Origin of the sequence: Caproicibacterium lactatifermentans (assembly GCF_013315815.1) — a bacterium.
Classification (GTDB): Bacteria; Bacillota; Clostridia; order Oscillospirales; family Acutalibacteraceae; genus Caproicibacterium; species Caproicibacterium lactatifermentans.
This window is the reverse complement of record NZ_CP046051.1, coordinates 1,541,497-1,563,969: the sequence shown is the minus strand read 5'-3', so window position 1 is coordinate 1,563,969 and position 22,473 is coordinate 1,541,497. Positions and strand designations below refer to the sequence as shown.

The window sequence follows — 22,473 nt, the reverse complement described above, 5'->3', positions numbered from 1 at the left end:
GTGTCCGCAGCAATCTTTTCCGGAAAGGAGCAGTCCCTTGCGCAATCTTCTTTTTACACTTTGCTTTGATGGCGCGGGCTATCATGGCTGGCAGATACAGCCGAATGCTGTGACCGTCCAACAGGTCTTTCAGACCGCCCTGCAGAATGTGCTGCAGGAAACGCCGAACCTGAAGGGCTGCTCCCGCACAGATGCCGGTGTGCACGCGCGTATGTTCTGCGTTTCCCTGCATACTGAGCGGCAGATTCCTTGCGGACGGCTTGTGCAGGCAGTCAATCATTTTCTGCCGCCGGATGTGGCGGTGACAGCCTGTCGTGAAGTGCCGCCAGCGTTTCATGCACGTTATTCCTGTCGGGGCAAACAGTATGTGTATCAGATATGGAACGCACCGGTGCGTGACCCGTTTCTGTACAGACGTGCGCTGCACTATTGGTATCCGCTGGACGAGGAACTGCTGAACCGGACGGCTGAGCAGTATATCGGCCGGCACAATTTCACATCTTTTTGTACCCAAGACAAACGGGAAAAAGGCGATTTTACCCGCACCATTACACAGGCGGAAGTGCAGCGCAGCGGCAGCATGATTACCTTTTCTGTTACGGCCGATGGCTTTCTGTACAATATGGTGCGCATCCTGACCGGCACGCTTCTATATGCGGCACAAGGCAAGCTAATGCCGCGGGACATTCCGCGCATCTTTGCCGCGAAAGACCGTAGCCAAGCCGGCCCGACTGCCCCGCCGCAGGGGCTTTACCTGAACCACGTTTATTATGAGGAGGCAGATCTCAATGCAGGACAAACCAAACAACTCCTGTGACGGACAGGAGCCTTTGCCGGGGGAGCTGCCGCCATTGAGAACCTCTTCCCGTAAAAAAAGGGGCAGAAAGCGCGGCCGCGGCATTTATACGGCAATCGCTATTTTGCTGGCCTGTGCGCTGGTGCTGGCGGTGTGGGTGAACCGTGACAACCTAAAACCTGCCAACATTTCGGAATGGGTGCAGACGCAAATGCTGGGAATCGGCACAGGTAAGGGATATCCGGTGCATTTTAATACGGAAAATGTTATGACGCGGAATTTTGTGTCGTCCGGAAAAGATATTTTCTTTACCAGCGATACGGCAGTCCGTGCCTACAACAGTTCCGCAAAGGAGCTGTTCAACCGCAAGCATAGTTTTTCTGAACCAGTTATGAAAGTGAACGGAAACCGCATTTTGGTGTATAATCTGGGCGGGACGGGCTATCAGCTGGGCAACCAGCTAAACACATTGCTGGCAGGGAACGCGGACAATAAAATTCTAGGCGGTGCGGTATGCGCCAACGGACGTTTTGCTTTGCTGACGCAGGCTGACGGTTACTGCGGAAAGCTGACTGTTTACCTGCCGAACGGGCAGGTCGCCTTCTCATACTCATTCTCGGAGTATTCGCCGACTGCTGTAGCGATGAATGCTTCTGGTACACATGCCGCGGTCACAGCGGTCAGCGCCAGCAACGGTGTGCTGACCAGTGTTATTTATGAGCTGGACTTTAATTCCAATAAGACAGTAAAGCCGATCGCTTCTTACAGTGATACTACGTTTCTGGACATTTGCTATACAGACAGCAACGGTGTACTGGCGGTTGGGGATACACAGACAGCGGCACTGAGTGCAGGCGGCAAAAAGCTTTCTGCCTATTCTTATGGTGACGGTGAGCTTTGCTCCTGGAACCTGCAGAGAGGCGGTGCTGTTCTGGGCATTTCCAAGTTTCATAATGCCGTGGCGGGCACGCTGGCGGCGGTCGGTACGGACGGCAAACAGACAGCCGTTGTGCAGGTGGACCGTGCGCCATCCAGCGTGTCACGCATGGGGCAGGTAATGGCGGCGCTGTGCGGCAGCAAAATACAGGCTTATTCCATTGCCGGAGGCGGTGCCGCGGGTACCTGCAGTGTGGGAACCAATGCCCGCGCGGTGGCACTGCGCACAGAAAAGCAGGCGTACATATTGGACGTTTCGGAAGTACGGCTGGAGGGCCTAAAAGCATAGGTCTGGTTCGGTTGCGGGATTTTGTAAACTGTAGTATAATCAATAAATATTGCGGAAAAACAGGGAGGTGCAGCCGAAATGGGCGTTATATTGGATGTTATTCTATTGGTAGTGTTCATTGCCTGCATTATTTCCGGTGCCTGCAGAGGAGCTGTCCGCACGCTGGCCGGTTTGGCTGGTTTGGCAGCGGCAGTGTTCCTTTCACCACAACTTGGGAAGTGGCTTTCCGGCGTTCTGCCGGCTTTTAAAGGGCAGAGTCAGGCGATGCGTGAAGTGCTGTGTACAGTTCTTGCGTTTGTTTTGATTCTGGTTGCAGTGGGCCTGCTGTGCCGTCTGCTGGATGCCCTGTGCCGTCTGCCGGGGTTACATGCCATTAACCGCGTTTTTGGCGGCATTTTTGGCGGAGTGAAAGGTGTTTTGCTGGTCATGCTGGTGTGTGCAGTGCTGCGGCTGCTGTTGCCGGTGCTTGCGGTTAAGTATCCGGATAAAGTACAGCTGAAGGATTTTAGCAGCTCTGTTGTGCTGCAAATGCCGGAAAATTCTTCTTCGGCTGCGTCCTCCCATTCATCGGGAACTTCTTCACCAACGAAGAGTGAGGCGGAACAGAAAGTACGTGCATTCGTTGACAAGCTGCCTGCAGATGTGCGCAACCCGGTGTACACGTTTTATCAAAAGGTGTTGAGAGAGGGCGTGCAAACGAATGTCAAATAAGGACAAAAACAAAAACTTCAATGTACCGAATACCCTGACCGTTCTGCGCATCATACTGGTCATTCCCTTTATGTATTTCTACTTAAATGGAGCGGTTGTGCCGGCTATCATTATGCTGCTGTTTGCAGGACTGACCGATGTGCTGGACGGCCTTATTGCGCGCCGTTTTCATCAGTATACGGAGCTGGGCCAGCTGCTGGACCCGATTTCTGACAAAATTATTCAGGGGTCCGTTGCTATCAGTTTGGCCATTCGCCACCCCATGCTGCTTCCGCTGTTTTTGATTTTTATTATCAAAGAGGGCATCATGCTGGTTGGTGGTGCAGTGCTGCTGAGAAAGAGGAAGCGCCCCTGTGCGGCGCAGTGGTACGGCAAGTTTGCTACGGTATTGTTTTACATTACATTTGCAGTTATTCTGATGGTGGATATGTTCCGTGTGTGGCAGTGGGCAATAACGGCGGTTGTTGTGTTGCTGATTGTAACGGCTTTCTTTATGATTTATGCGCTGGTTATGTACGGACGTGCGTTTTTTCGCATCTTGAACAGCACTGCGCCGGAAGACCAGCTGGACCTGGACAAAATGATGGACAAGAAAAAGTACAGGGAGAAAAAATGACAGAACCCGGCGGATTTTTCTGCCGGGGTTTTTATATTTTCTGTAATATTTATAATTTATTTACCTTTATCGTTTCAGGATAAGCTATAATAAAAATGAGACCGTGTCCAAACAGTATAGGCACGGCACATAAAATGGATTACCAATTCAAAAAGAGAAGTGATTTTTAATATGTTGTGTTCCAGATGTCACAAACGCCCTGCTGTAGTATTTTTATCCTCTACAGCGGACAGCGGCGAACCCCAAGGTTACTGCCTGACCTGTGCCCGGGAACTGGGAATTAAGTCGGTAAACGACCTGATGGACAAAATGGGCCTGACCAGTGACCAGATGGAAGCCATGGAAAATGAACTGAACGCTTTTATGGATGAAGCCAATGAGGACAGCGACGATGGCGACAGCGACGGCTTTCAGCCGGGCGGTGCGGCACTGTTCCCCGCTGGATTATTAAAAAATCTGTATGACACAAACAGCGAAAACGGCACTGCGGCAGCCGGGGAGGACAGCAAAGACCGACAGGCTCCGTCGGGGCGGAGACCAGCCGAAAAAAAGAAAACGAAACACCGTCATTTGGATACCTATTGTACGAACCTGACTGCCCGTGCCAGAAAGGGCGAAATTGACCGTATCATAGGCCGGGACAGGGAAATCAACCGTGTGGTGCAGATACTGTCCCGCCGCACAAAAAACAACCCCTGCCTGATAGGTGAGCCGGGTGTCGGCAAGACAGCGGTGGCGGAGGGCCTTGCCCTACGCATTGCGGAAGGCAAAGTACCAGCCCGCTTGCAGGACAAGGAAATTATGCTGCTGGACCTGACCGCACTGGTTGCAGGCACACAGTTCCGCGGTCAGTTTGAAAGCCGCATTAAGGGCCTGCTGCAGGAGGTACGGGACGCCGGAAATATCATTTTGTTTATTGATGAAGTGCATAATCTGGTGGGGACGGGCGATGCCGAGGGCAGTATGAATGCGGCGAATATTATGAAGCCTGCCCTTTCCCGCGGCGAAATTCAGGTGATTGGTGCAACTACTTTCAGTGAATACCGCAAGTATATTGAAAAGGATGCCGCTTTGGAGCGCCGTTTTCAGCCGGTTACCATTGAGGAACCGTCCATTGCGGAAGCAACACAGATTATTCTGGGAATAAAAGAATACTATGAGAAGTTCCACCATGTAACTGTTTCTGACCAGATTGCCCGCCGCACGGTTGTCCTTTCTGAGCGGTATATCAATGACCGCTTTCTGCCGGATAAGGCGATTGACCTGCTGGATGAGGCCTGTGCTTGTGCGGCTCTGCGCAACAAATCCATGACTGAATATGATACGCTGAACCAGCAGCTTCAGAAACTGCGCCGACAGGAAGATGAGCTGACGGCCGGGGATGAAACCAACTATGAAAAGCTGGCGGAGGTCCGTACGGAGATTTCCCGTTCCGAGCAGCGTGCAGCGGAACTGGCACCGAAGGCGCTGGGCGCACCGGTGGAGGAACAGGACCTTGCACACGTCATTGAGATGTGGACAGGAATCCCCGCCAGCCGTGTGCAGGAAAGCGAACTGAAAAAACTGTCACATATCGAGGACATTCTGAAGCAAAAGATTATTGGCCAAAAAGAAGCTGTCTCCGCAGTGGCAGCGGCTGTTCGCCGCAGCCGGGTGCAAATCAGCCCGCGCCGCCGTCCGGCATCGTTTATCTTTGTTGGACCGACCGGTGTCGGCAAAACCGAGCTTGCCAAAGTGCTTTCCAAAGAGCTGTTTGATAAGCCGGAAACACTGATTCGTTTGGATATGAGCGAATATATGGACAAGTACAGTGTTTCACGTATCATCGGTTCCCCGCCCGGCTATGTTGGCTATGACGAGGCGGGACAGGTGACCGAAAAGGTACGCCGTCAGCCGTACAGTGTGCTGTTGTTTGATGAGATTGAAAAGGCGCACCCGGATGTCATGAATATCCTTTTGCAGATTCTGGACGAAGGACATATCACGGACGCACAAGGCCGCAATGTCAACTTTGAAAACACAGTTATCATTATGACCAGCAATGCGGGTAGCAATGTCCATGAGTCGGCGTTGGGCTTTAACCGCAGTGAAGAGAATGTCAGCAGGGAACATGCCATGAAGGCACTTTCCGAGTTCCTGCGTCCGGAGTTTTTAAGCCGTGTGGATGAAATTATCGTATTCCGCCAGCTTTCCAAACAGGACTTCGGCGAAATTGCAAAGCTGATGCTCAATGAATATGTGGGCACGCTGAAGGAGCGCGGAGTTACCTTTACCTATGATGACGCGGCTGCCGCATGGCTTGCGGAGCACGCCCACGGCGGAAAGAGTGGTGCACGTGACCTGCGCAACCTGATTCGCCGCAAGGTGGAGGACCGTTTGGCGGAGATTCTCATTGAGACGTCGGATACCGGTTTGAGCGGTGTCAGCCTGACGGTACAGAACGATGAACTCTCTCTGTGCACATTGGTGTAACAGCGGATAAAATAAAGAAAGGCGGACAACCTGCATTTTATGTGCGGGCTGTCTGCCTTTTCTTATAAAATAAAAGCAAAAGCGGAAATTTACCTTAAACGGCACATTCTGTCTGTTCCGTAGAAAAGCAGGTCCATCATGCCGGGGCCGACGTGTGTGCCAACGATAGGACCAATCGGCACAATAATGGTGCGCTTAATCTGCGGCAGGTTTTTCTGAATATCCGCCGCCAAAGACTGCGCCTCTTCCAGCGTATCGCCGTGACCAATAAAAATAGTATCGTTTTCCGGCGTGTTCAGCAGATGTTTTTCGATAATCTGCAGAAGATAGTCACGGGCACGCTTGCGGCCGCGCGCTTTTGCCACAACCTCCAGCTTTCCCTCATGGTTCACAACAAGGATTGGCTTTATCTGCAGGGCAGAACCGATAACGGCCGTGGTTGTGGAAATACGTCCACCGCGGCGCAGATGTTCCAGCTCGTCCACTTTGAAGCATTGGCAAACCGTATCACGGTGGTCGTAGGCCCACTGCTTTACTTCCTCCAGCGGCGTGCCGGATTTGCGCATATTGGCACAGGTATATACCAGCAGTCCCTCGCCGGCGGAAGCACACAGCGTATCTACACATTCCAGTGTACGTTCCGGGTATTTTCTCCGCAGTTCTTCCGCGCAGCGGCAGGCCGCGCAATAGGTGTTGCTAAGGCCGGAAGAAAAGCACAGATACAAAATATCGATGCCCTGTTGCAAATATTTCTCAAAGTATTCCATATAGGTAGCTTCATTGATTTGGGACGTATGTGCAGATTTTCCTGCACGCAGATGGTCGTAAAAATCATGGGCGCTCAACTTGTCGTCAAAAGAAGTGAACTGATAGGCTTTCCCATCAAGGTCGAGCGGCATGGGCAGTACAACCACGTCCAGTTCCTGTGCCAGTTCTGGGGTCAGCTCAGCTGTAGCATCAGTCATCAGACAATAATTTTTCATAAAATATATCTCCTTCTTTGTTCTGCCGAAAAGGAAACGGCATAGCTTTCGCTGTGCAAAACGATACTTTAATAAGAATAGCAGAAAAAAATTGTTTTGACAAATATTCTTTTTACCGCACTGTAAAAAAGAATCGGCATTAAAGGATTTTTCTACAAAAAGTGATACGACAACTGAAAAAAAGCGTCTGCTTTTATGACATATGCGAAAGTTTGTCTATTTAGACTGCTGTAGAAAACGGTTATAGTAATAAATGATATTGTAAATAGAAAACCTGTATGAACAGGGAAGTTAAGAAAGAAAGCGGGTGGCAAGATGAGGTCAGATGCAATGCTGCGGTCCTTCATCAGTGCTGCTGTAGAGAAGGGCTTTAAAGATATTGAACGGGACCCGAAACGCAGTGTGCGGCAGTTGGTGGATTTGGGTACTTATTTTGCAAAAGGCAGATTTCAGCGCTATTTTTTTGATATTTTTGGTGAAATGCTGCACAATGAAAACAGTTCTTATTATAAATGGATTCATGACCTGGTCGTAAACGCTGACCAAAAGCAACTGAAAACGTTCGGAATGAATCTTGCCTACAACGGCTGGACGGTCGGTGCCCGCACGGTGCGTACATTGGAAAAGGCAGCCGGCTACAATGTCCCGTGGACGCTTATCTTTCATTTCTCAAAAAGTGGCTTATTTACCCCACAGATGTTGGACCGTGCCATTCAGCAGGGGGAAGAACTTGGCATTTATAGTTATATGATTTTCAGCAATGGGGAAGAGGCCCCCATGGAGCTGGTCCCTGTGCTGGAAAATCATCCTGACTGTGCTTTTGTCTTGTTTTGCGAAAACCGGCAGGTGTCCGATGAACTGATTACTGTAATATTGCAGGTGAAAAATACGCTTCTATGCCTGCACTGTGACGACGGCTTCTTACAGACAGCCAAACAGATGAACAGCCGACACTGCTTTTTTGCCGCATGGTATCCGTACGATGATACCTTCCAAAAGGCGTTTTATCAGCGGGAACTGCTGCCGCAAGTTCTGCAGGCCAGAACGCCTTTCTTTTTCTTTATAGCGCTCAGGACATGCTCTTCTCAGAAACGCAGGGAAGTACGCAGTGAGATTCTAAAATGCCGTCAGACGCAAAGTGAGCCGGTCTTCTGCATCGATTTTTATGCGGATCTTGCCTTTATTGATGGTGTCATTTCTTCGGACCCTTGTGTGTTGACTTTTAATGCAGATGGCATTTCCGAGGCGGCACCGGGCTGCTATCCGATGAAAGCCCGCAGCTTGCGGGACCATACACTGCAGGAACTGCTGACGGAAGTGCTTCCCCATCCGCCGGAAGCATCTGCGCCCCGAACGGGTGCTGTACAGTAAAAAACAGCGTTGGCAGCGACGAAATGAGAATGCAGAAATTTGTAGATTTTTCTTGACAAATATGTTCCCACATGCTATACTACTAATCGTTGCTAATTGCGAGTGTAGTTCAATGGTAGAACTCCAGCCTTCCAAGCTGGTAGTGTGGGTTCGATTCCCATCACTCGCTCCATAAAAGGGATACGCGCCAATAGCTCAGCTGGATAGAGCAACTGCCTTCTAAGCAGTGGGCCAGGGGTTCGAGTCCCTTTTGGCGCGCCAAATGGTGGATGTAGCTTAGCTGGTTAAAGCGCCAGATTGTGGCTCTGGAGACCGTGGGTTCGAATCCCATCTTCCACCCCACAGCACACGATTACGGGGCGTGGAATTTTCCACGCTCCGTATTTTTATAATATCAATATTTTATTGGGCTGTAGCCAAGCGGTAAGGCAATGGACTTTGACTCCATCACGCGTGGGTCCGAATCCCGCCAGCCCAGCCAAACAAAAGAATCCCCAAAAGCCGGTGTTCTTAAGGCTTTTGGGGATTCTTCTTTATCAAAATTGAAATAAACTGTCACCATCGATGTACCCCATTAGTTTTATTGTGAAAACAATACTTTCTAATATGTTTTGCGTGTCTTGCGGTGTTCGACAGGCCGTGAGGAAACTTGACAAGAGCAACAGAGTGTGTTATACTAAATAAGTTGAAAATATTCAACAAGCCTATCTTTTCATGCCAAACCGGAGGCTTCGAATTCGGTGTTGAAGTCATTTATGAACTGTTCCAAAGGCCAATCAACAAAAGCAGGTATAGCAGTCGATAACCCGGGCGTTACACGGGACCAAATATTATGAGACATCCGCTGTTTGCGGGTGCCTTTTTTCTGTTTATATACATATATAAAAAACGGAAGCCTTTTCAATGGCTTCCGTTTTGAAAACGACAGTTTCTTTATTATTCTAAATTCTTTTTCCCAGCAGAAATTCTTTCCTCTTTCTTTGCATTCGCAAAGTCTACAGATTCCTGCATGGTTGCCAGTTCATCTTCACTCAGACGGTTCTCAGGGAGAATTGTGTCTTCGCACTGCATATGATGACGGCCATCCGGACCGCTTTCTTTCCACAGACGGTCCGCAAATCCTTTCCAGCGTTCTGCAATCGGTGCACACTTTGCGCACAGGTCATGTGCGGACTCCTGCTTCAAAAGGTCAGTACAGTGCGCATCGGTTTTTTCAACCATTTTTTCCAGATGATACGGGTTATCCAGAACAGGGCAGGGACGCAGCATATTGTGGTTGAAAGGCTGATTCTTGTGGTACTGCATGAACATTGGGCTGCAGTATGCTTCCAGAAGGCTCTTCTGGCGAACGTTGGAATCACTGTAGTGAATAAAGACACAGGGTTCCACGTCACCGTTTGCGTTGATGTGCAGGTAAGACCGACCGCCGGCAATGCAGCCATAGACGTATTCTGCATCGTTCCAGAAGTCCATGGTAAAGATTGCTTTGTTTTCACGGTAAGCGCGGATTTTATGATACATATATTCACGCTGCTCCGCAGTTGCCATCAGGTCGGTTGGTGCATCTACGCCGATAGGCATATATGTAAAGAACCAAGCGTAGAAAGCACCCTTTGCAATCATCCAGTCAAAGAATTCCTCGCTGCCGATGGAGGCAACGTTCTGGCTGGTATAGCAGCAGGAAACACCAAACGGCACATGGTGCGCGGTCAGGATATCCATTGCCTTGCTGACCTTCTGGAAAGTACCTTTGCCGCGGCGGCTGTCCGTTGCTTCTTCAAAGCCTTCTACGGAGATAACCGGACTGAAATTGCCTACGCGCTGAATTTCGGAAGCAAACTTGTCGTCAACCAGGGTAGAGTTGGTAAAGCACTGGAAGACACAGTCGTTGTGCTTTTCACACAGTTTAATCAGGTCATCTTTACGCACAAGCGGTTCACCGCCGGTGTAAATGTACATATAAGTACCCATTGCGGTACCCTGGTTGATAATGTCATCGATTTCATCGAAAGTCAGGTTCAGTTTGTTGCCATATTCAGCAGCCCAGCAGCCGGTGCAGTGCAGGTTGCAGGCGCTTGTGGGATCCAGCAGGATTGCCCACGGGACGTTGCAGCCGTACTTTTTGCGGTATTCCATCTGCTTTTTGCCGCCGATAAGGGTAGCGTTCATAAAGAAGTTTGTAAAGAATGTTTCCAGAATGTGCCGGTCAGTTTCCTTCAGGACTTTCATAATGAGTTTATACCAGTTGGAGTCCGGGTTATCCATTGCCCAGCGGAAATTGTAGAGCGCTTCGGAAAAGGCATGGGTTGTATCTACCTTTTCAATCATATCTAAAAGTTTAGGAACATTCTTTTCCGGATCCTTGCGCAGGTACCCGAGAGCGGTTTTAATGCCAAATTTCTCGAGGCTTTCTTTTATACTGCTATTTGCCATATATAATTCCTCCTACAAAGATAGATACTCTCAATACGCAGAAGGGCGTAAGAATTTGCAGCGCTGTATTCTGTGTATATAAGAAATTTTAATTCAAATTTTGGTTTTGTCCTTAGACAAGAAAGTTTTTTTGTAAAAAAAAGTGACAAAACAGTAAAATTGTAACACGATTTTTCTTTTTGGGTTAAATAACGGCGTTTTTAAGAAGAAAAAAAGGAAATGTGTGATAGGGATGTAGATGAATCTCAATAAAGATATGCATTATTTCCTTTTAAAATTCCTTGGACACAGCTGACTGGGCGGTATGCCCATATACTTTTTAAAGACACGGGAAAAATACAGCTGGTCCGAAAAGCCGGCAGAATAGGCAGCTTCCCCAACGGTCAGCCCGCCTTCCCGTAGAAAGGAAGCAGCTTTGTTAATACGGTAGCGTGTCAGGTACTCATTGGGCGGCATATTGATGTAGGTCATAAACAGCCGGTACAGGTGACTGCGGGAAACGCCGGCACTTTGTGCGATGTGGGCAATATCAATATCACTGGAATAATTGCGGTCGATAAACTGAATGGCTTTTTGTACATAACTGTAGCCAACGTCACTGCGGGGCATTTGGCCGCCAAAAGTATCCATCAAGTTTGCCAAAAACAGCAGCAGGCCGCTTTCCATACGCGCTTCCGCACTGGAGGAGGAGCCGGAAACGGAGGTGATATTGGTCAGAAGCTCGTGAAAGTGGTTGTCCGGCGGGCAGTGAAAAACCGGTGCCATATCCAGCAGGCCAGTTTGGCACAGCAAATGGCTGGCATCGCTGCCATTAAAGCCAACCCAGTCGTATTCCCACGGCTGCTCCTGGTCTGCCTGGTAGCTGGCAATAATCTTTGGCCGCACCAAAAACGCATCACCTGCCCGCAGCTGCCAGGTCCTGCCGCCGGTCGAGAAGCGGCCTTTGCCGCGGACAATATAATGGATAAGGTAATGGTCGCGGATGCCCGGCCCCCAAGAGTGTGAGGGAGGACAGCGCTGAATGCCGCAGCTGTATACAGCCAGACCGAGGTTATAGCTTTCTCCTTTGTAAGAACGCCGAAAAGCATCTTTTTTCATTCCATTCTGCCGCCTTTCCCATTTTCATCAGTATATGACTTTTCGAAAGATTGCGCAATTCCGTGTCGAAACATATAAAAAAATGAATTTGAAATCGCCCACAGAATAAGCTATAATAAGAAAGTAACGTTTTTTGAGTGCCGGCCTTTGGTCGGCACAGGAAAGCAGACAGGAGCGCTTTGCGGGGACAGCCTGCAGGTTGGGAAATTCCCAAATGCAGTGCCGGTGTACATTCCCGCTAAAAAGCACCGCAGCACCCCGTACGCCCGCACAACAGGATGGCACGGGGCCTTTTTGTACAGGCCAGTCCTGAAAAATGAAAGTTAGATGGTGAGTTTATTGAGTGAAGCTTCACTGCAGTTAAGACGACAGGTTTTGGAAAAAGAATTTTCCCGCATAAATGACAGGCAGCGGGAGGCTGTTTTTACCGTGAATGGACCGCTGCTGGTGCTGGCCGGTGCCGGCAGCGGCAAGACCACTGTGCTGGTCAATCGAATTGCCAATTTAATTCGTTATGGCAGCGCCTATCAGGATACTGCGTCTCAGTTGAGCGAACAGGACATAGCGGATATGCAGGAATACCTGCATCATGATACGCCGCTGTCGGAAATCACACGCAGCCATTTGGCGGTGTCCCCAGTGGCGCCGTGGCATATTTTGGCAATAACCTTTACCAACAAGGCTGCCGGGGAATTGAAACAGCGTCTGGCAAATATGCTGGGGGAAGCCGGCAGCCAGGTATGGGCCAGTACGTTCCATTCTTCCTGTGCGCGGATTCTCCGCCAGTTTGGTGACCGGCTGGATTACAGCACCCATTTTACCATTTATGATTCCGATGACTCCAAACGGCTGATGAAAAACTGCCTGAAGGAGCTGGGTGTTGACGAAAAAATCCTCTCCTGCAAGGTTGTGCTGAACGAGATTTCCAGAGCAAAGGACACGCTGACCACACCGAAGGCTTATCAGCAGGCAGCCGGTGACGACAATCGCACCGCAACGATTGCCCGCGCCTATCAGATGTACCAGCAGCACCTGAAGGAAGCGGACGCCATGGATTTTGATGACCTTATCAGCTGTACGGTCCAGCTGCTGCAGGAGAATCCGGATGTTCTGGAACATTTCCAGAAGAAGTTCCGCTATATTATGGTAGATGAGTATCAGGATACAGACCATGCGCAGTACGTTTTGATTAAGCTGCTGGCCGGAACAGATGGTAACCTGTGTGTTGTCGGTGATGACGACCAAAGTATTTATAAGTTCCGCGGGGCCACCATTGAAAATATTCTCAGCTTTGAAAAGACATTTCCCACCGCGAAAACCATTCGTCTGGAGCAGAATTACCGTTCCACACAGACCATTCTGAACGCGGCCAATGCCGTTATTTCCAACAATAAAGAACGCAAGGGGAAAACCCTGTGGACAAAGAACCCCGTTGGCAGCAAGATACAGACCCATACGGCCATCAATGAACAGGACGAGGCCGACTATATCGGCAAGCAGATTTTGGAAGGCGTTGCGGATGGCAGAAAGTTCAGCGATTATGCCATTCTGTACCGCATGAATACACAGTCCAGCGCACTGGAGAAGAATTTTGTAAAATCCGGTATTCCGTACCGCATTATCGGCGGCCTGCGCTTTTATGAGCGCAAGGAAATTCGGGACATGATTGCTTACCTGAGCGTTATCAACAACGCCAGCGACGAAATGCGCCTGCGCCGTATCATCAACCAGCCAAAGCGCAGTATCGGCGACAAAACGCTGGCGGCTGCCTCCCAAATTGCGGACCAGCTCGGTGAGAGTGTGTTCTATGTAATTGACCATGCGAACGAGTTTGAGCCGCTGAAGCGCACCGCACCCAAACTGCTGCAGTTTGCGCACATTATGCGCGGCTTTATGGATATGAACGAAAGCGGCAGCCATACGCTGAAAGAACTTTACGATAAAGTTTTGGAAGATACCAATTACATAGCAAGCCTTGGCAATCCCGCGAACCTGGAGGTACAGGACCGTATTTCCAACCTGCGCCAGCTGGAGAGCAATATTCAGCAGTACGAGGAGGAAAACGGTGAGCTGGCCAGCTTGGACGGCTTCCTGCAGGAAGTTTCATTGATGACGGATATAGACAACTATGACGATAAAGCCGATACTGTTGTGATGATGACCATGCACTCAGCCAAAGGGCTGGAGTTTCCGGTCGTGTTTCTGCCTGGCTTTGAGGACGGCATTTTTCCAGGTGTACAGGCTATTTACAGTCCGGAACAGCTGGAAGAGGAACGCCGGCTGGCCTATGTGGCGATTACCCGCGCACGCGAACAGCTGTATATCCTCAACGCACAGAGCCGCATGATTTTCGGTTCCACAAATCGGAACCGCCCCAGCCGCTTCTTACAGGAAATCCCAGAGGAGCTGATGGAGCACACAGCGGCCCGCAGCTGGAAGCAGCCCAAACCGGGCACGGCGCTTCCGGTGTCCTCCAAAGAGGTGCGGGAGGCGGCCATGGAGTCGGCACTGCACTTTGGCGCGCCGCAGTCAGCACAGGCACACAAGGCCCTGCAGTTCCGCCCCGGCGACCAGGTGGAGCACAGGGCATTTGGCAAGGGCATGGTTCTGTCCGTCACCCCGATGGGCAACGACCACCTGCTGGAGATTGCCTTTGAAAGCAAAGGCACCAAAAGAATTATGGCAAACTTCGCCCACCTGAAGCGCGCATAAGCATATAAAAAAGGCAGATGCTTTTCGGCATCTGCCTTTTTGTCAGCCATTTTCTGGTTGTGGCTTCCCGCAGCTGCCGCAGCCGGAGTCACTCACCCGCGGCGGGAAAAAGGAATCGGTGGGGAAGTCGATGCGTTTGAACATTTCGCAGGGGTTATCGCTGGCGGGCGAGCATTCTTTGCTGGGAACGCAGAAATCGCAAGTGGGAATCAGCATCTGTACATTGCGCACAATCTGCACAATGGAGAACAGGCCGATGGTCACGAATACACTGCGTCCGCACTCAAAGTCGAAATCGCCGCCGAAATGTTCGCACAATTCATCCGGAATTTTATAGCCAGGGCAGCAGCCGGGACGAGCATCCGCAACCCGTGCGGACAGGCCGACCGGCTGGGCCACCTGGCATACGGCTTTTGGCAGGGCACGGCTGCCGACATTGTGCCCTGGTCTGCAGGGACCGTCACTGCTGGTAAAAACTTTTACGTCGCCATCGCTGCCATACAAAATCGCCTTTTTGGTGAACAGCGCAACGCCGTTTACAGCGATGGGGCAGGTAGCCGGTGCTGTGTACACATCCAGGCCGACATCAAAGGCAAAGGTCATGTCAACGGAGTAGAAGCCTTTGTTAAAGGGCACCGGCTCCATATTCATGTACACAGTCAGTACATTGACACTGTGCAGGCGTACACTGACGCTCCGTTCGATAATGGGACGTTTTTCTTTGGTAAAGTATACCTGCAGGTCCTCCAGGCAATCCTTTGCGCTGCAGGAGTCGTAAACCCGCTGGGCATCGATACATACAGCATTCTTCATACTTTCTGTACGCGTACTGTCATTTGTTTCACTCATATTGCAATCCCCCTATCAGGCAAAATGGTTCTCGTTCAGTACTATCTTATGGAGGATGGAGAAAAACGTTCCCAGCGGCAGGCTATTCTGCCGCTGCAGCGGTTGAAAGCGAGGAGAAAGTTTGCTATAATAGAGTGACAAAAAACGACAGGGCGTACCCTGCCTTGCAGGAGGTTTCATTGGTCATGCCACACGTAGAGCTGCTTACCTACACTAAGTTTCCCGAAAAAACGGTCGCTTCGGCGGCAAAGCTGTGCTATTCACCGTCCGATATAGACGCGATTCAGAAGGATATGACAGAGGAAAAAATCAATCATTTTATGGACATCCTGGTGGAAAACCATCATGAAAGCCCGATTGAGCATGCTTCCTTCACGTTTGGCATTGAGGGCGTGTCACGTTCGCTGCTGGCACAGATTACCCGCCACCGCATTGCCAGCTACAGCGTGCAGAGCCAGCGCTATGTGGCTGCCAGCCACTTTTCTTATGTGGTGCCACCGGAGATTGCCGCGATTCCGGCCGCCAAGGAAGAGTATCTGCGTGCCATGGAAGAGGATCAGCAGCACTACGACCATTTATCGGCGCTATTACAGGAAAAGCATAAAGCGGAACTAATGCAGGAGGGCCTTTCTGAAAAAGCCGCGGCCTGCAAGGCACAGAAGATGTCCAATGAGGATGCCCGCTTTGTTCTGCCCAACGCCTGCACAACAAAAATTGTCTGCACTATGGACGCACGCAGCCTGCTACATTTCTTTTCTCTGCGCTGCTGCAGCCGTGCACAGTGGGAAATCCGCGAGGTTGCAGAACAGATGCTTTGGCTGGTGAAGGGGGTTGCACCCCATTTGTTTGCAAAGGCTGGCCCGCCCTGTCTGTATGGCACTTGCCCGGAAGGAAAAATGAGCTGCGGCAAGCAGGCGGAGATGAAAGCGCATTATGCGGCGAAAGAAAAGGCACAGAATGGGTAAACTCCTGGTATTGGAAGGCCTTGACGGCAGCGGCAAGCAAACACAGACAGCGCTGCTGGATCGTGCATTTTCTGAAGCCGGTGCTCCCAGCCGACGCGTGTCTTTTCCGGATTACAACCAGCCCTCTTCTGCACTGGTGAAAATGTACCTGCACGGTGAATTCGGCACACAGCCGCAGGATGTCAACCCGTATGCCGCTTCTTCTTTTTACGCGGTGGATCGTTTCGCTTCTTACCGAAAATTTTGGAAGCAGGACTATGACAACGGCAAGTGCATTTTGGCGGACCGCTATACAACCTCCAACCTGGTTTATCAGCTGCCGAAGCTGCCGCGAAACGAGTGGGACGCTTTCACCCAATGGCTGCTGGATTATGAATATCATCGCCTGGAACTGCCAATACCTGATTTGACCTTGTTTTTGGATATGCCGGAGACGGTTTCCGAGGAGCTGCTGGAAAAGCGCTACCACGGGGACGAGGGGCAAAAAGATATTCATGAAAAAGATACCGCCTTTCAGCATGACTGCCGTGCGGCAGCTCTGTATGCGGCCAATGTGCTGCACTGGAAAGTGATTCCCTGCAGCAGCGGTGGAGCTGTACGAACACCGGAGCAAATTGCAGAACAAATTCGGCAGACGGTGCAGAAAGCCGGTCTGCTGTAAAAAAGCCCATCGAAAGGAAGCCTTTTGTATGGTATATGTATTTTTAGCAAATGGTTTTGAAGAAGTAGAAGCACTGTCCACGGTCGATATTCTCCGCCGTGCCGGCCAGGAAGTTTTGACGGTCGGTGTGGGCGGCAGGGAAATTGTCGGTGCACATCATATTCCGGTAACAGCTGATGTATCGGAAGCGGATTTGAATATGGCACAGCGTCCGGCAGACATGGTGGTTTTGCCCGGTGGAATGCCCGGTACCCTTCATTTGGAGCGGTCCGCAACCGTTCGTGCGGCAGTAAATGACTGCGTGCGGCGCGGAAAATATCTGGCTGCTATCTGTGCGGCACCCTCTGTTTTGGGACATTGGGGCCTGCTTAACGGCCATACAGCCACCTGCTTCCCGGGCTTTGAAAAAGACTTGCACTGTACGGTCAGCAAAGAATCTGTGGTGCAAAGTGGAAATGTGATTACCGCCCGTGGTGCCGGTGTGGCGGTAGACTTCGCACTGAAGCTCACGGCGGTTTTGTGCGGACCGGAAAAAGCAAAGGAAGTTAAAGAATCAATTCAATGCGTATAAAGGGAAATATTAAAGAAGTAAAACAGGGGCTGCGCCAAAAATGCCGGGCGTACCGGGAATCGCTTTCTCCGCAGCAGAAACAGCAGATGGATGCGGCAATCCGCACCCGTCTGTTTCGTCTGTCTGTTTATCGACAGAGCCGAATCCTTTTCACATATGTCAGCAAACCAATTGAAGTGGACACCATTGCGATTATTCGCCATGCACTGACGCATGGCAGGCAGGTAGCTGTGCCGCGCTGTATCCCGGGCACGCATCGGATGCAGTTTTACTTCATTCATTCCCTGGACGACCTTACGCCGGGGACCTTTGGAGTATTGGAGCCGGATATCGAACGCTGTCAGCCCGTAACGGACCTTAGTCAAGGACTGTGCATTGTGCCGGGGCTAAGCTTTGACTCACAGGGATATCGGCTGGGGTACGGAAAAGGATATTATGACCGTTTCTTGGCCGCTTTTGGCGGCAGCACAATCGGTATTTGTTACCGGAACTGTGCCCCGTGGAAGCTCCCGCACGGCTACTATGATCGTCCAGTTGACCTTTTAATTACAGAAAAATATATCCGAAATATCCACAGGGCAGGGAAGCACGCTTCCAGCCGTCAGGAGGTACGTCATGGCTGAAAATGAACATCAGCAGTCCCTTAGCAGCTTCAGCGGAGATGCGGCAATGCGTGCGGAAGCTGCAAGGGAAGCTGCCGATGAAAAGAGGGCAATCCGCAACCATAAGCGGCGCAACCGGGAGAAGCGAAAAAAGAATCGTCATTTTTTTCTCGCTGTATGGTGGTGCATGGTTATTTTGGTGGGGCTGGTGCTGGGGCAGTTCCTCATTACGGGACTGAATGATATTTTGGCGGTAAACCGTACCAGTTCCAATGTAACCGTGCAGATACCCATCAGCACAACGGAGGATTCGATAAAACCATCTGCCCTAAAAAAACTGAACGGGCAGAAACTACAGAGCGCAAAATCTTCTAACCGTGAAATTACCCGCAAAGTGGCAAATATTCTGCACCAAGCAGGATTGGTGGACGACCCGGATGTTTTTTGTATGTATGTACGTCTGCGCAAAGCGGACGGCTGTTTTCACAACGGCACTTGGCAAATTAACGCCAAAACCGATTATGAAGAACTTATCAATACGCTGGAGTCCAACGAAGGCCGCAAAGACACTATTAAGGTAACCATTCCGGAAGGACAGAATGCGGTGGAGATTGCCCGCCTTCTGCAAAAAAACGGTGTGATTTCTTCTTCCCAGAAGTTCTTGGACGTGCTGAATACCAATGCCTTTGACAGCACCTATACGATGGTTTCCGATTTAAAGAACCTAAAGGGACGGTATTATAAATTTGAAGGATATCTGTTCCCGGATACCTATGAATTCTACCAAAATGAGGACCCGCAGAATGTGCTGCAGAAGATGCTGAATGATTCCAACGAACGCTATACCAAAGAAATCCGTGAAAAGGCAAAGGCAAAGAACATGACGCTGGACCAGCTGATTACCTTGGCTTCCATTATCCAGGCGGAATCAGCGGATTCAGCGGATATGCTGAATGTTTCTTCGGTACTGCAAAACCGGCTGAAGTATGGCAGCCAGTACAATATTTATACGCTGGACTGTGATTCTACCATGTACTATCCTTACCGCTCCAAATCGGATGTTCCGTCCAGTTTGGGCAGCAGCTATAAGAGTAAGTATAACACCTATACAATGAAGGGGCTGCCTGCTGGTGCTGTGTGCAATCCGGGTATTGCAGCTATTAACGCGGCGCTGAACCCGAATCAGACTTCGTATTTATATTTCTGTCATAATCCAAAGACCAAAAAAGCATACTATGCGTCCACACAGGAAGAGCATACCGATAACTTAGTAGAGGCAGGACTGACAAAATGAGCTTTGAAAAAATACCCGACCGTCTGCCGGAGCTGCTGGCTCCAGCGGGGGATATGGAGCGGCTGCAGGCCGCCGTACAGTTTGGTGCAGATGCCGTTTATTTGGCCGGCACACAGTTTGGCATGCGCAGTGCGCCCTCCAACTTTACACCGCAGCAGCTGGCGGATGGCGTCCGCTTTGCCCACAGCCACGGTGTGCGCATCTATCTGACCTGCAACATTATTCCGCACAACAGTGATGTTGAGCATTTGGAACCGTTCCTGCGCATGGCGCGGGATGCCGGTGTGGATGCCTTTATCGTTACGGATATGGGTGTTATGGAAATGGCACAGAAGGTAGCGCCGCAGGTGGACATTCATATTTCTACCCAGACCGGCGTAACCAACTATGCGGCTGCACGACGTCTTTATGATTTGGGTGCCAAACGTGTGGTGTTGGCACGGGAACTTTCCCTGGAAGAGGTGGCAACCCTGCGTGCCAAAACACCGAAGGACCTGGAAATCGAGTGCTTTGTGCATGGAGCCATGTGTGTTTCTATTTCCGGCCGCTGCCTGCTTTCCAACTACTTTACCGGACGGGACGGCAACCACGGCGAGTGTGCGCAGCCCTGCCGCTGGAAATATGCCCTGTGTGAAGAAACCCGCCCCGGGGTGTACCTGCCGATTGATGAGGACAGCAACGGCAGCTACATTTTAAATGCAAAAGACATGAATATGTCCGAACATATCCCGGAACTGCTGCAGGCCGGTGTGGACAGCCTGAAAATAGAGGGCCGCGCCAAGTCGGCATACTACACAGCGGCCGCAACCAACGCGTACCGCCGGGCACTGAATGACGCTATAGCGGGCAAACCGCTGACGCCGTGGGTCAAAGAGGAACTGAATAAAATCAGTCACCGCCAGTACAGTACTGGTTTTTACTTTGGCCGTCCGGATGAAAGTTTGACGCTGGGCAGCTATGTGCGTGACTATGAAGTTGCGGCTGTGTGCGAATCGTACCACAACGGCGTAGCGGTTTTGTCACAGCGCAACCGCTTTTTCCGCGGCGATACAGCCGATGTGCTGGAGCCCGGAAAGGCACCCTATCTTGTAAAAATGGACCATATTGAAAACGGAGATGGGGAACCAATTGAGTCCGCTAACCATGCAGTTATGCGTGTACTGCTTTACACAGATACACCGATTGCCCCCGGTGCGCTGCTGCGTATCCGCAAACAAAAAGACTGAACAGAAAAAATTATCGTTACCAAAATAAGGAATGAAAAAGTCCTCTGCTGGGAATACTTTCAGCGGGGGGCTTTTTGTATGCAGAAGACGGAAAAACGAGTTCTCTGGACGTTGGGCGTCATGCTGCTGCTGTTCGCTTTTTGTATGGCGCAGCTGCTGCAGGCAACGCTTTGGCGGGGAACTTTGGCACAGACGGCTGCCACACAGCAGCATCTTACCCTCACTTTTTCAGCGGGCCGCGGTACGGTATATGACCGGAATATGCAGGCGTTGACCGGCGGTAGAATCACCTATCTGACAGCGGTGGAGCCTGGGCGGGAGTCGGCGGCGGCGCTTAGCCGGTCACTGTCAAAGCAGCAAATGCAGGCACTGTATCCGCAGCTAAAAGAGGGGTATCCATTTTTCACCTATTTGCCGGTACGGGTGAAAGGGGAAGGTGTGCTGAGCTTTCCACAGCAGCAGCGCCGTCCCTCACATCCGCTGGCACCGCATTTGGTTGGCTATTTGGACGGCAGCGGGCACGGTGTCTGCGGTGCCGAAAAAGCCTTTGACAAGGTCCTTTCCAGCGCCGCATCGACAACCCGCATTACCTATACGGTGGATGCACTGCGGCACCCACTGCCGGGGGAACAGCCACAGGTCACTTCCACCGCGGCAGGCACATCGTCCAGCGAAGTGCTGACCATAGACAGTGGCCTGCAAAAGTTGGCGGAAACGGCGGCAGGAACGGCTTTTGAAAAAGGCGCCGTAGTTATCCTAAAAGCCGGAAGCGGTGAAATCTTAGCCAGTGCCAGTTTGCCGTCCTTCGACCCAGCGGACCTTTCAAAAACGGTGCAGCAGGCAGATGGAGCCTTAGTGGACCGCACCCTTGCACCATGCAGTGTGGGTTCGGTCTTTAAAATTGCTGCCGCGGCGGCAGCGCTGGAAAACGGGCTGGACCCAAACGCAGTGTATACCTGTCACGGCAGTGAAACGGCCGGCGGCTTTGCCTTTCACTGTGCGGGCGGAGAATCGCACGGCCGCATCACTTTGCAGCAGGCGCTGGCACAGTCCTGCAATTCGTATTTTGTATCCTGTATGCGGAAAGTACCGCCGACCGCTTTTCTGCAGATGGCGCGGCGGTTGGGATTTGGGCAGAAAACAGAGATCGCACCGCAGCTTTGCGGCGGTGCCGGAACGCTGCCGAGTTTGCTGGAACTCAAAAATCCGCGGGCGCTAGCAAACTTTTCATTTGGACAGGGAACACTGACGGCTTCCCCCATGCAGGTGGCAGCTATGGTCAATGCTGTTGCTTCCGGCGGCATTTATACGCGGCCATCGTTGTCGCTGGGCACTGCGAATGCCACAGGGAAAATAGTTGTGCCAGCGGAAAAGCCGGCCGGCACACGGGCCTTTACGCAGCGGACGGCGGACCTTATCCGTGACGGCATGGAGATGAGCGCCGAAAAAGGCACCGGGCGCGCGGGAAAACCGCAGTATGTTAAGGCAGCGGTGAAAACGGCAACGGCACAAACCGGACATTACACGGCGGGGAAAGAGGACGTAGTCAGCTGGTATGCGGGATTCTTTCCGGTGGATTCGCCGCGGTATGTTGTGGTCATTATGGAGGACGGCGGCAGCGGCGGCGGCGTCAGCTGCGGCCCAATCTTCCGCCGCATTGCGGATACACTGTACCCGAAAGATTGACATTTCTCGTCTTCCTGTTTATAATAATGCCATAAGGAAAAGACGATGAAGGGCATGAAGCCCCAGCAGGATTGTACAGAGAGCTGGCATATGGTGAAAGCCGGACTTCTTTGCTGGCGGCCGGCCGGCCCAGAGTTCCCCGCGGCGAGCGGCGGCGTTTTCCCGCGTTAAGGGCAAAGAGAGGCGCTCCTCAGGCGCAATT

General features: G+C 51.2%; 18 protein-coding genes and 4 tRNA genes. 18 read left to right on the top strand and 4 right to left on the bottom strand.

The genetic code is table 11. The features are described from left to right. Nucleotides 1-37 precede the first annotated feature (37 nt). The 5 genes from truA (at nucleotide 38) to GJQ69_RS07665 (ending at nucleotide 5,820) form a co-directional block, all read left to right on the top strand. Nucleotides 38-817 carry a tRNA pseudouridine(38-40) synthase TruA gene (gene truA, locus GJQ69_RS07685; protein WP_174193426.1) on the top strand — a complete coding sequence of 260 codons (780 nt, stop codon included), beginning with the start codon at nucleotides 38-40 and terminating at the stop codon, nucleotides 815-817. Next, nucleotides 789-2,021: a DUF5711 family protein gene (locus tag GJQ69_RS07680; protein ID WP_174193424.1), complete on the top strand. Its 1,233-nt coding sequence runs from the start codon at nucleotides 789-791 to the stop codon at nucleotides 2,019-2,021. Before truA ends, GJQ69_RS07680 begins: the two co-directional genes overlap by 29 nt. Before the next feature lie 78 nt (nucleotides 2,022-2,099). Continuing rightward, a complete protein-coding gene (locus GJQ69_RS07675; RefSeq protein ID WP_086035311.1) occupies nucleotides 2,100-2,732 on the top strand; it encodes a CvpA family protein in 633 nt (210 codons plus the stop codon). After that, nucleotides 2,722-3,348, top strand: coding sequence for a CDP-alcohol phosphatidyltransferase family protein (locus tag GJQ69_RS07670; protein ID WP_086035312.1), 627 nt, complete (start codon nucleotides 2,722-2,724; stop codon nucleotides 3,346-3,348). Before GJQ69_RS07675 ends, GJQ69_RS07670 begins: the two co-directional genes overlap by 11 nt. Before the next feature lie 171 nt (nucleotides 3,349-3,519). Continuing rightward, nucleotides 3,520-5,820: an ATP-dependent Clp protease ATP-binding subunit gene (locus GJQ69_RS07665; RefSeq protein WP_086035313.1), complete on the top strand. Its 2,301-nt coding sequence runs from the start codon at nucleotides 3,520-3,522 to the stop codon at nucleotides 5,818-5,820. Nucleotides 5,821-5,909: 89 nt separating this feature from the next. Here GJQ69_RS07665 and GJQ69_RS07660 read toward each other — a convergent pair whose 3' ends face one another. Next, nucleotides 5,910-6,803: a DegV family protein gene (locus GJQ69_RS07660; protein WP_086035314.1), complete on the bottom strand. Its 894-nt coding sequence runs from the start codon at nucleotides 6,801-6,803 to the stop codon at nucleotides 5,910-5,912. 315 nt (nucleotides 6,804-7,118) lie between these two features. Between GJQ69_RS07660 and GJQ69_RS07655 the strand changes: the two genes are divergently transcribed. The 5 genes from GJQ69_RS07655 (at nucleotide 7,119) to GJQ69_RS07635 (ending at nucleotide 8,655) form a co-directional block, all read left to right on the top strand. Beyond that, a complete protein-coding gene (locus GJQ69_RS07655) occupies nucleotides 7,119-8,174 on the top strand; it encodes a hypothetical protein (protein WP_157658895.1) in 1,056 nt (351 codons plus the stop codon). A gap of 98 nt (nucleotides 8,175-8,272) precedes the next feature. After that, nucleotides 8,273-8,346 (top strand) — tRNA-Gly (locus tag GJQ69_RS07650). A gap of 12 nt (nucleotides 8,347-8,358) precedes the next feature. Continuing rightward, a tRNA-Arg gene (locus GJQ69_RS07645) sits at nucleotides 8,359-8,435 on the top strand. Nucleotides 8,436-8,439: 4 nt separating this feature from the next. After that, a tRNA-His gene (locus GJQ69_RS07640) sits at nucleotides 8,440-8,516 on the top strand. A gap of 64 nt (nucleotides 8,517-8,580) precedes the next feature. After that, nucleotides 8,581-8,655: transfer RNA gene (locus GJQ69_RS07635), tRNA-Gln, on the top strand. A 455-nt stretch (nucleotides 8,656-9,110) separates the two neighbouring features. On the opposite strand, the gene GJQ69_RS07630 is transcribed toward GJQ69_RS07635, so the two are convergent. Then, nucleotides 9,111-10,607, bottom strand: coding sequence for a radical SAM/SPASM domain-containing protein (locus GJQ69_RS07630; RefSeq protein ID WP_174193422.1), 1,497 nt, complete (start codon nucleotides 10,605-10,607; stop codon nucleotides 9,111-9,113). A gap of 261 nt (nucleotides 10,608-10,868) precedes the next feature. After that, nucleotides 10,869-11,705 carry an AraC family transcriptional regulator gene (locus tag GJQ69_RS07625; RefSeq protein ID WP_086035317.1) on the bottom strand — a complete coding sequence of 279 codons (837 nt, stop codon included), beginning with the start codon at nucleotides 11,703-11,705 and terminating at the stop codon, nucleotides 10,869-10,871. A gap of 327 nt (nucleotides 11,706-12,032) precedes the next feature. On the opposite strand from GJQ69_RS07625, the gene GJQ69_RS07620 reads away from it, so the two are divergent. Further along, on the top strand, nucleotides 12,033-14,417 hold the full coding sequence (locus GJQ69_RS07620) for an ATP-dependent helicase (protein ID WP_086035319.1): 2,385 nt from the start codon (nucleotides 12,033-12,035) through the stop codon (nucleotides 14,415-14,417). A gap of 42 nt (nucleotides 14,418-14,459) precedes the next feature. On the opposite strand, the gene GJQ69_RS07615 is transcribed toward GJQ69_RS07620, so the two are convergent. Further along, a complete protein-coding gene (locus GJQ69_RS07615) occupies nucleotides 14,460-15,266 on the bottom strand; it encodes a hypothetical protein (protein ID WP_236849671.1) in 807 nt (268 codons plus the stop codon). A 185-nt stretch (nucleotides 15,267-15,451) separates the two neighbouring features. Between GJQ69_RS07615 and thyX the strand changes: the two genes are divergently transcribed. From thyX to GJQ69_RS07580, 7 genes are all read left to right on the top strand, one after another. After that, nucleotides 15,452-16,231 carry an FAD-dependent thymidylate synthase gene (gene thyX, locus GJQ69_RS07610; RefSeq protein ID WP_086035320.1) on the top strand — a complete coding sequence of 260 codons (780 nt, stop codon included), beginning with the start codon at nucleotides 15,452-15,454 and terminating at the stop codon, nucleotides 16,229-16,231. Beyond that, entirely contained in the window at nucleotides 16,224-16,892 is a 669-nt protein-coding gene (locus tag GJQ69_RS07605; protein WP_086035321.1) for a dTMP kinase, read from the top strand. Before thyX ends, GJQ69_RS07605 begins: the two co-directional genes overlap by 8 nt. Nucleotides 16,893-16,920: 28 nt before the next feature. After that, a complete protein-coding gene (locus GJQ69_RS07600) occupies nucleotides 16,921-17,463 on the top strand; it encodes a DJ-1 family glyoxalase III (RefSeq protein WP_086035322.1) in 543 nt (180 codons plus the stop codon). Beyond that, nucleotides 17,454-18,086 carry a 5-formyltetrahydrofolate cyclo-ligase gene (locus GJQ69_RS07595; protein ID WP_086035323.1) on the top strand — a complete coding sequence of 211 codons (633 nt, stop codon included), beginning with the start codon at nucleotides 17,454-17,456 and terminating at the stop codon, nucleotides 18,084-18,086. Before GJQ69_RS07600 ends, GJQ69_RS07595 begins: the two co-directional genes overlap by 10 nt. Further along, entirely contained in the window at nucleotides 18,079-19,359 is a 1,281-nt protein-coding gene (mltG, locus tag GJQ69_RS07590) for an endolytic transglycosylase MltG (RefSeq protein ID WP_086035324.1), read from the top strand. Before GJQ69_RS07595 ends, mltG begins: the two co-directional genes overlap by 8 nt. Next, nucleotides 19,356-20,585, top strand: coding sequence for a peptidase U32 family protein (locus GJQ69_RS07585; RefSeq protein ID WP_086035325.1), 1,230 nt, complete (start codon nucleotides 19,356-19,358; stop codon nucleotides 20,583-20,585). The genes mltG and GJQ69_RS07585 overlap by 4 nt, the downstream gene beginning before the upstream one ends. Before the next feature lie 78 nt (nucleotides 20,586-20,663). Then, on the top strand, nucleotides 20,664-22,271 hold the full coding sequence (locus GJQ69_RS07580) for a peptidoglycan D,D-transpeptidase FtsI family protein (protein WP_086035326.1): 1,608 nt from the start codon (nucleotides 20,664-20,666) through the stop codon (nucleotides 22,269-22,271). Nucleotides 22,272-22,473: the final 202 nt, after the last annotated feature.

Excerpts from the sequence above, each read along its gene's own strand:
- GJQ69_RS07680 (WP_174193424.1), top strand. The coding sequence starts at position 789 with ATGCAGGACAAACCAAACAACTCCTGTGACGGACAGGAGCCTTTGCCG.
- GJQ69_RS07675 (WP_086035311.1), top strand. The coding sequence starts at position 2,100 with ATGGGCGTTATATTGGATGTTATTCTATTGGTAGTGTTCATTGCCTGC.
- GJQ69_RS07670 (WP_086035312.1), top strand. The coding sequence starts at position 2,722 with ATGTCAAATAAGGACAAAAACAAAAACTTCAATGTACCGAATACCCTG.
- GJQ69_RS07665 (WP_086035313.1), top strand. The coding sequence starts at position 3,520 with ATGTTGTGTTCCAGATGTCACAAACGCCCTGCTGTAGTATTTTTATCC.
- GJQ69_RS07660 (WP_086035314.1), bottom strand. The coding sequence starts at position 6,803 with ATGAAAAATTATTGTCTGATGACTGATGCTACAGCTGAGCTGACCCCA.
- GJQ69_RS07655 (WP_157658895.1), top strand. The coding sequence starts at position 7,119 with ATGAGGTCAGATGCAATGCTGCGGTCCTTCATCAGTGCTGCTGTAGAG.
- GJQ69_RS07630 (WP_174193422.1), bottom strand. The coding sequence starts at position 10,607 with ATGGCAAATAGCAGTATAAAAGAAAGCCTCGAGAAATTTGGCATTAAA.
- GJQ69_RS07625 (WP_086035317.1), bottom strand. The coding sequence starts at position 11,705 with ATGAAAAAAGATGCTTTTCGGCGTTCTTACAAAGGAGAAAGCTATAAC.
- GJQ69_RS07620 (WP_086035319.1), top strand. The coding sequence starts at position 12,033 with ATGGTGAGTTTATTGAGTGAAGCTTCACTGCAGTTAAGACGACAGGTT.
- GJQ69_RS07615 (WP_236849671.1), bottom strand. The coding sequence starts at position 15,266 with ATGAGTGAAACAAATGACAGTACGCGTACAGAAAGTATGAAGAATGCT.
- thyX (WP_086035320.1), top strand. The coding sequence starts at position 15,452 with ATGCCACACGTAGAGCTGCTTACCTACACTAAGTTTCCCGAAAAAACG.
- GJQ69_RS07605 (WP_086035321.1), top strand. The coding sequence starts at position 16,224 with ATGGGTAAACTCCTGGTATTGGAAGGCCTTGACGGCAGCGGCAAGCAA.
- GJQ69_RS07600 (WP_086035322.1), top strand. The coding sequence starts at position 16,921 with ATGGTATATGTATTTTTAGCAAATGGTTTTGAAGAAGTAGAAGCACTG.
- GJQ69_RS07595 (WP_086035323.1), top strand. The coding sequence starts at position 17,454 with ATGCGTATAAAGGGAAATATTAAAGAAGTAAAACAGGGGCTGCGCCAA.
- mltG (WP_086035324.1), top strand. The coding sequence starts at position 18,079 with ATGGCTGAAAATGAACATCAGCAGTCCCTTAGCAGCTTCAGCGGAGAT.
- GJQ69_RS07585 (WP_086035325.1), top strand. The coding sequence starts at position 19,356 with ATGAGCTTTGAAAAAATACCCGACCGTCTGCCGGAGCTGCTGGCTCCA.
- GJQ69_RS07580 (WP_086035326.1), top strand. The coding sequence starts at position 20,664 with ATGCAGAAGACGGAAAAACGAGTTCTCTGGACGTTGGGCGTCATGCTG.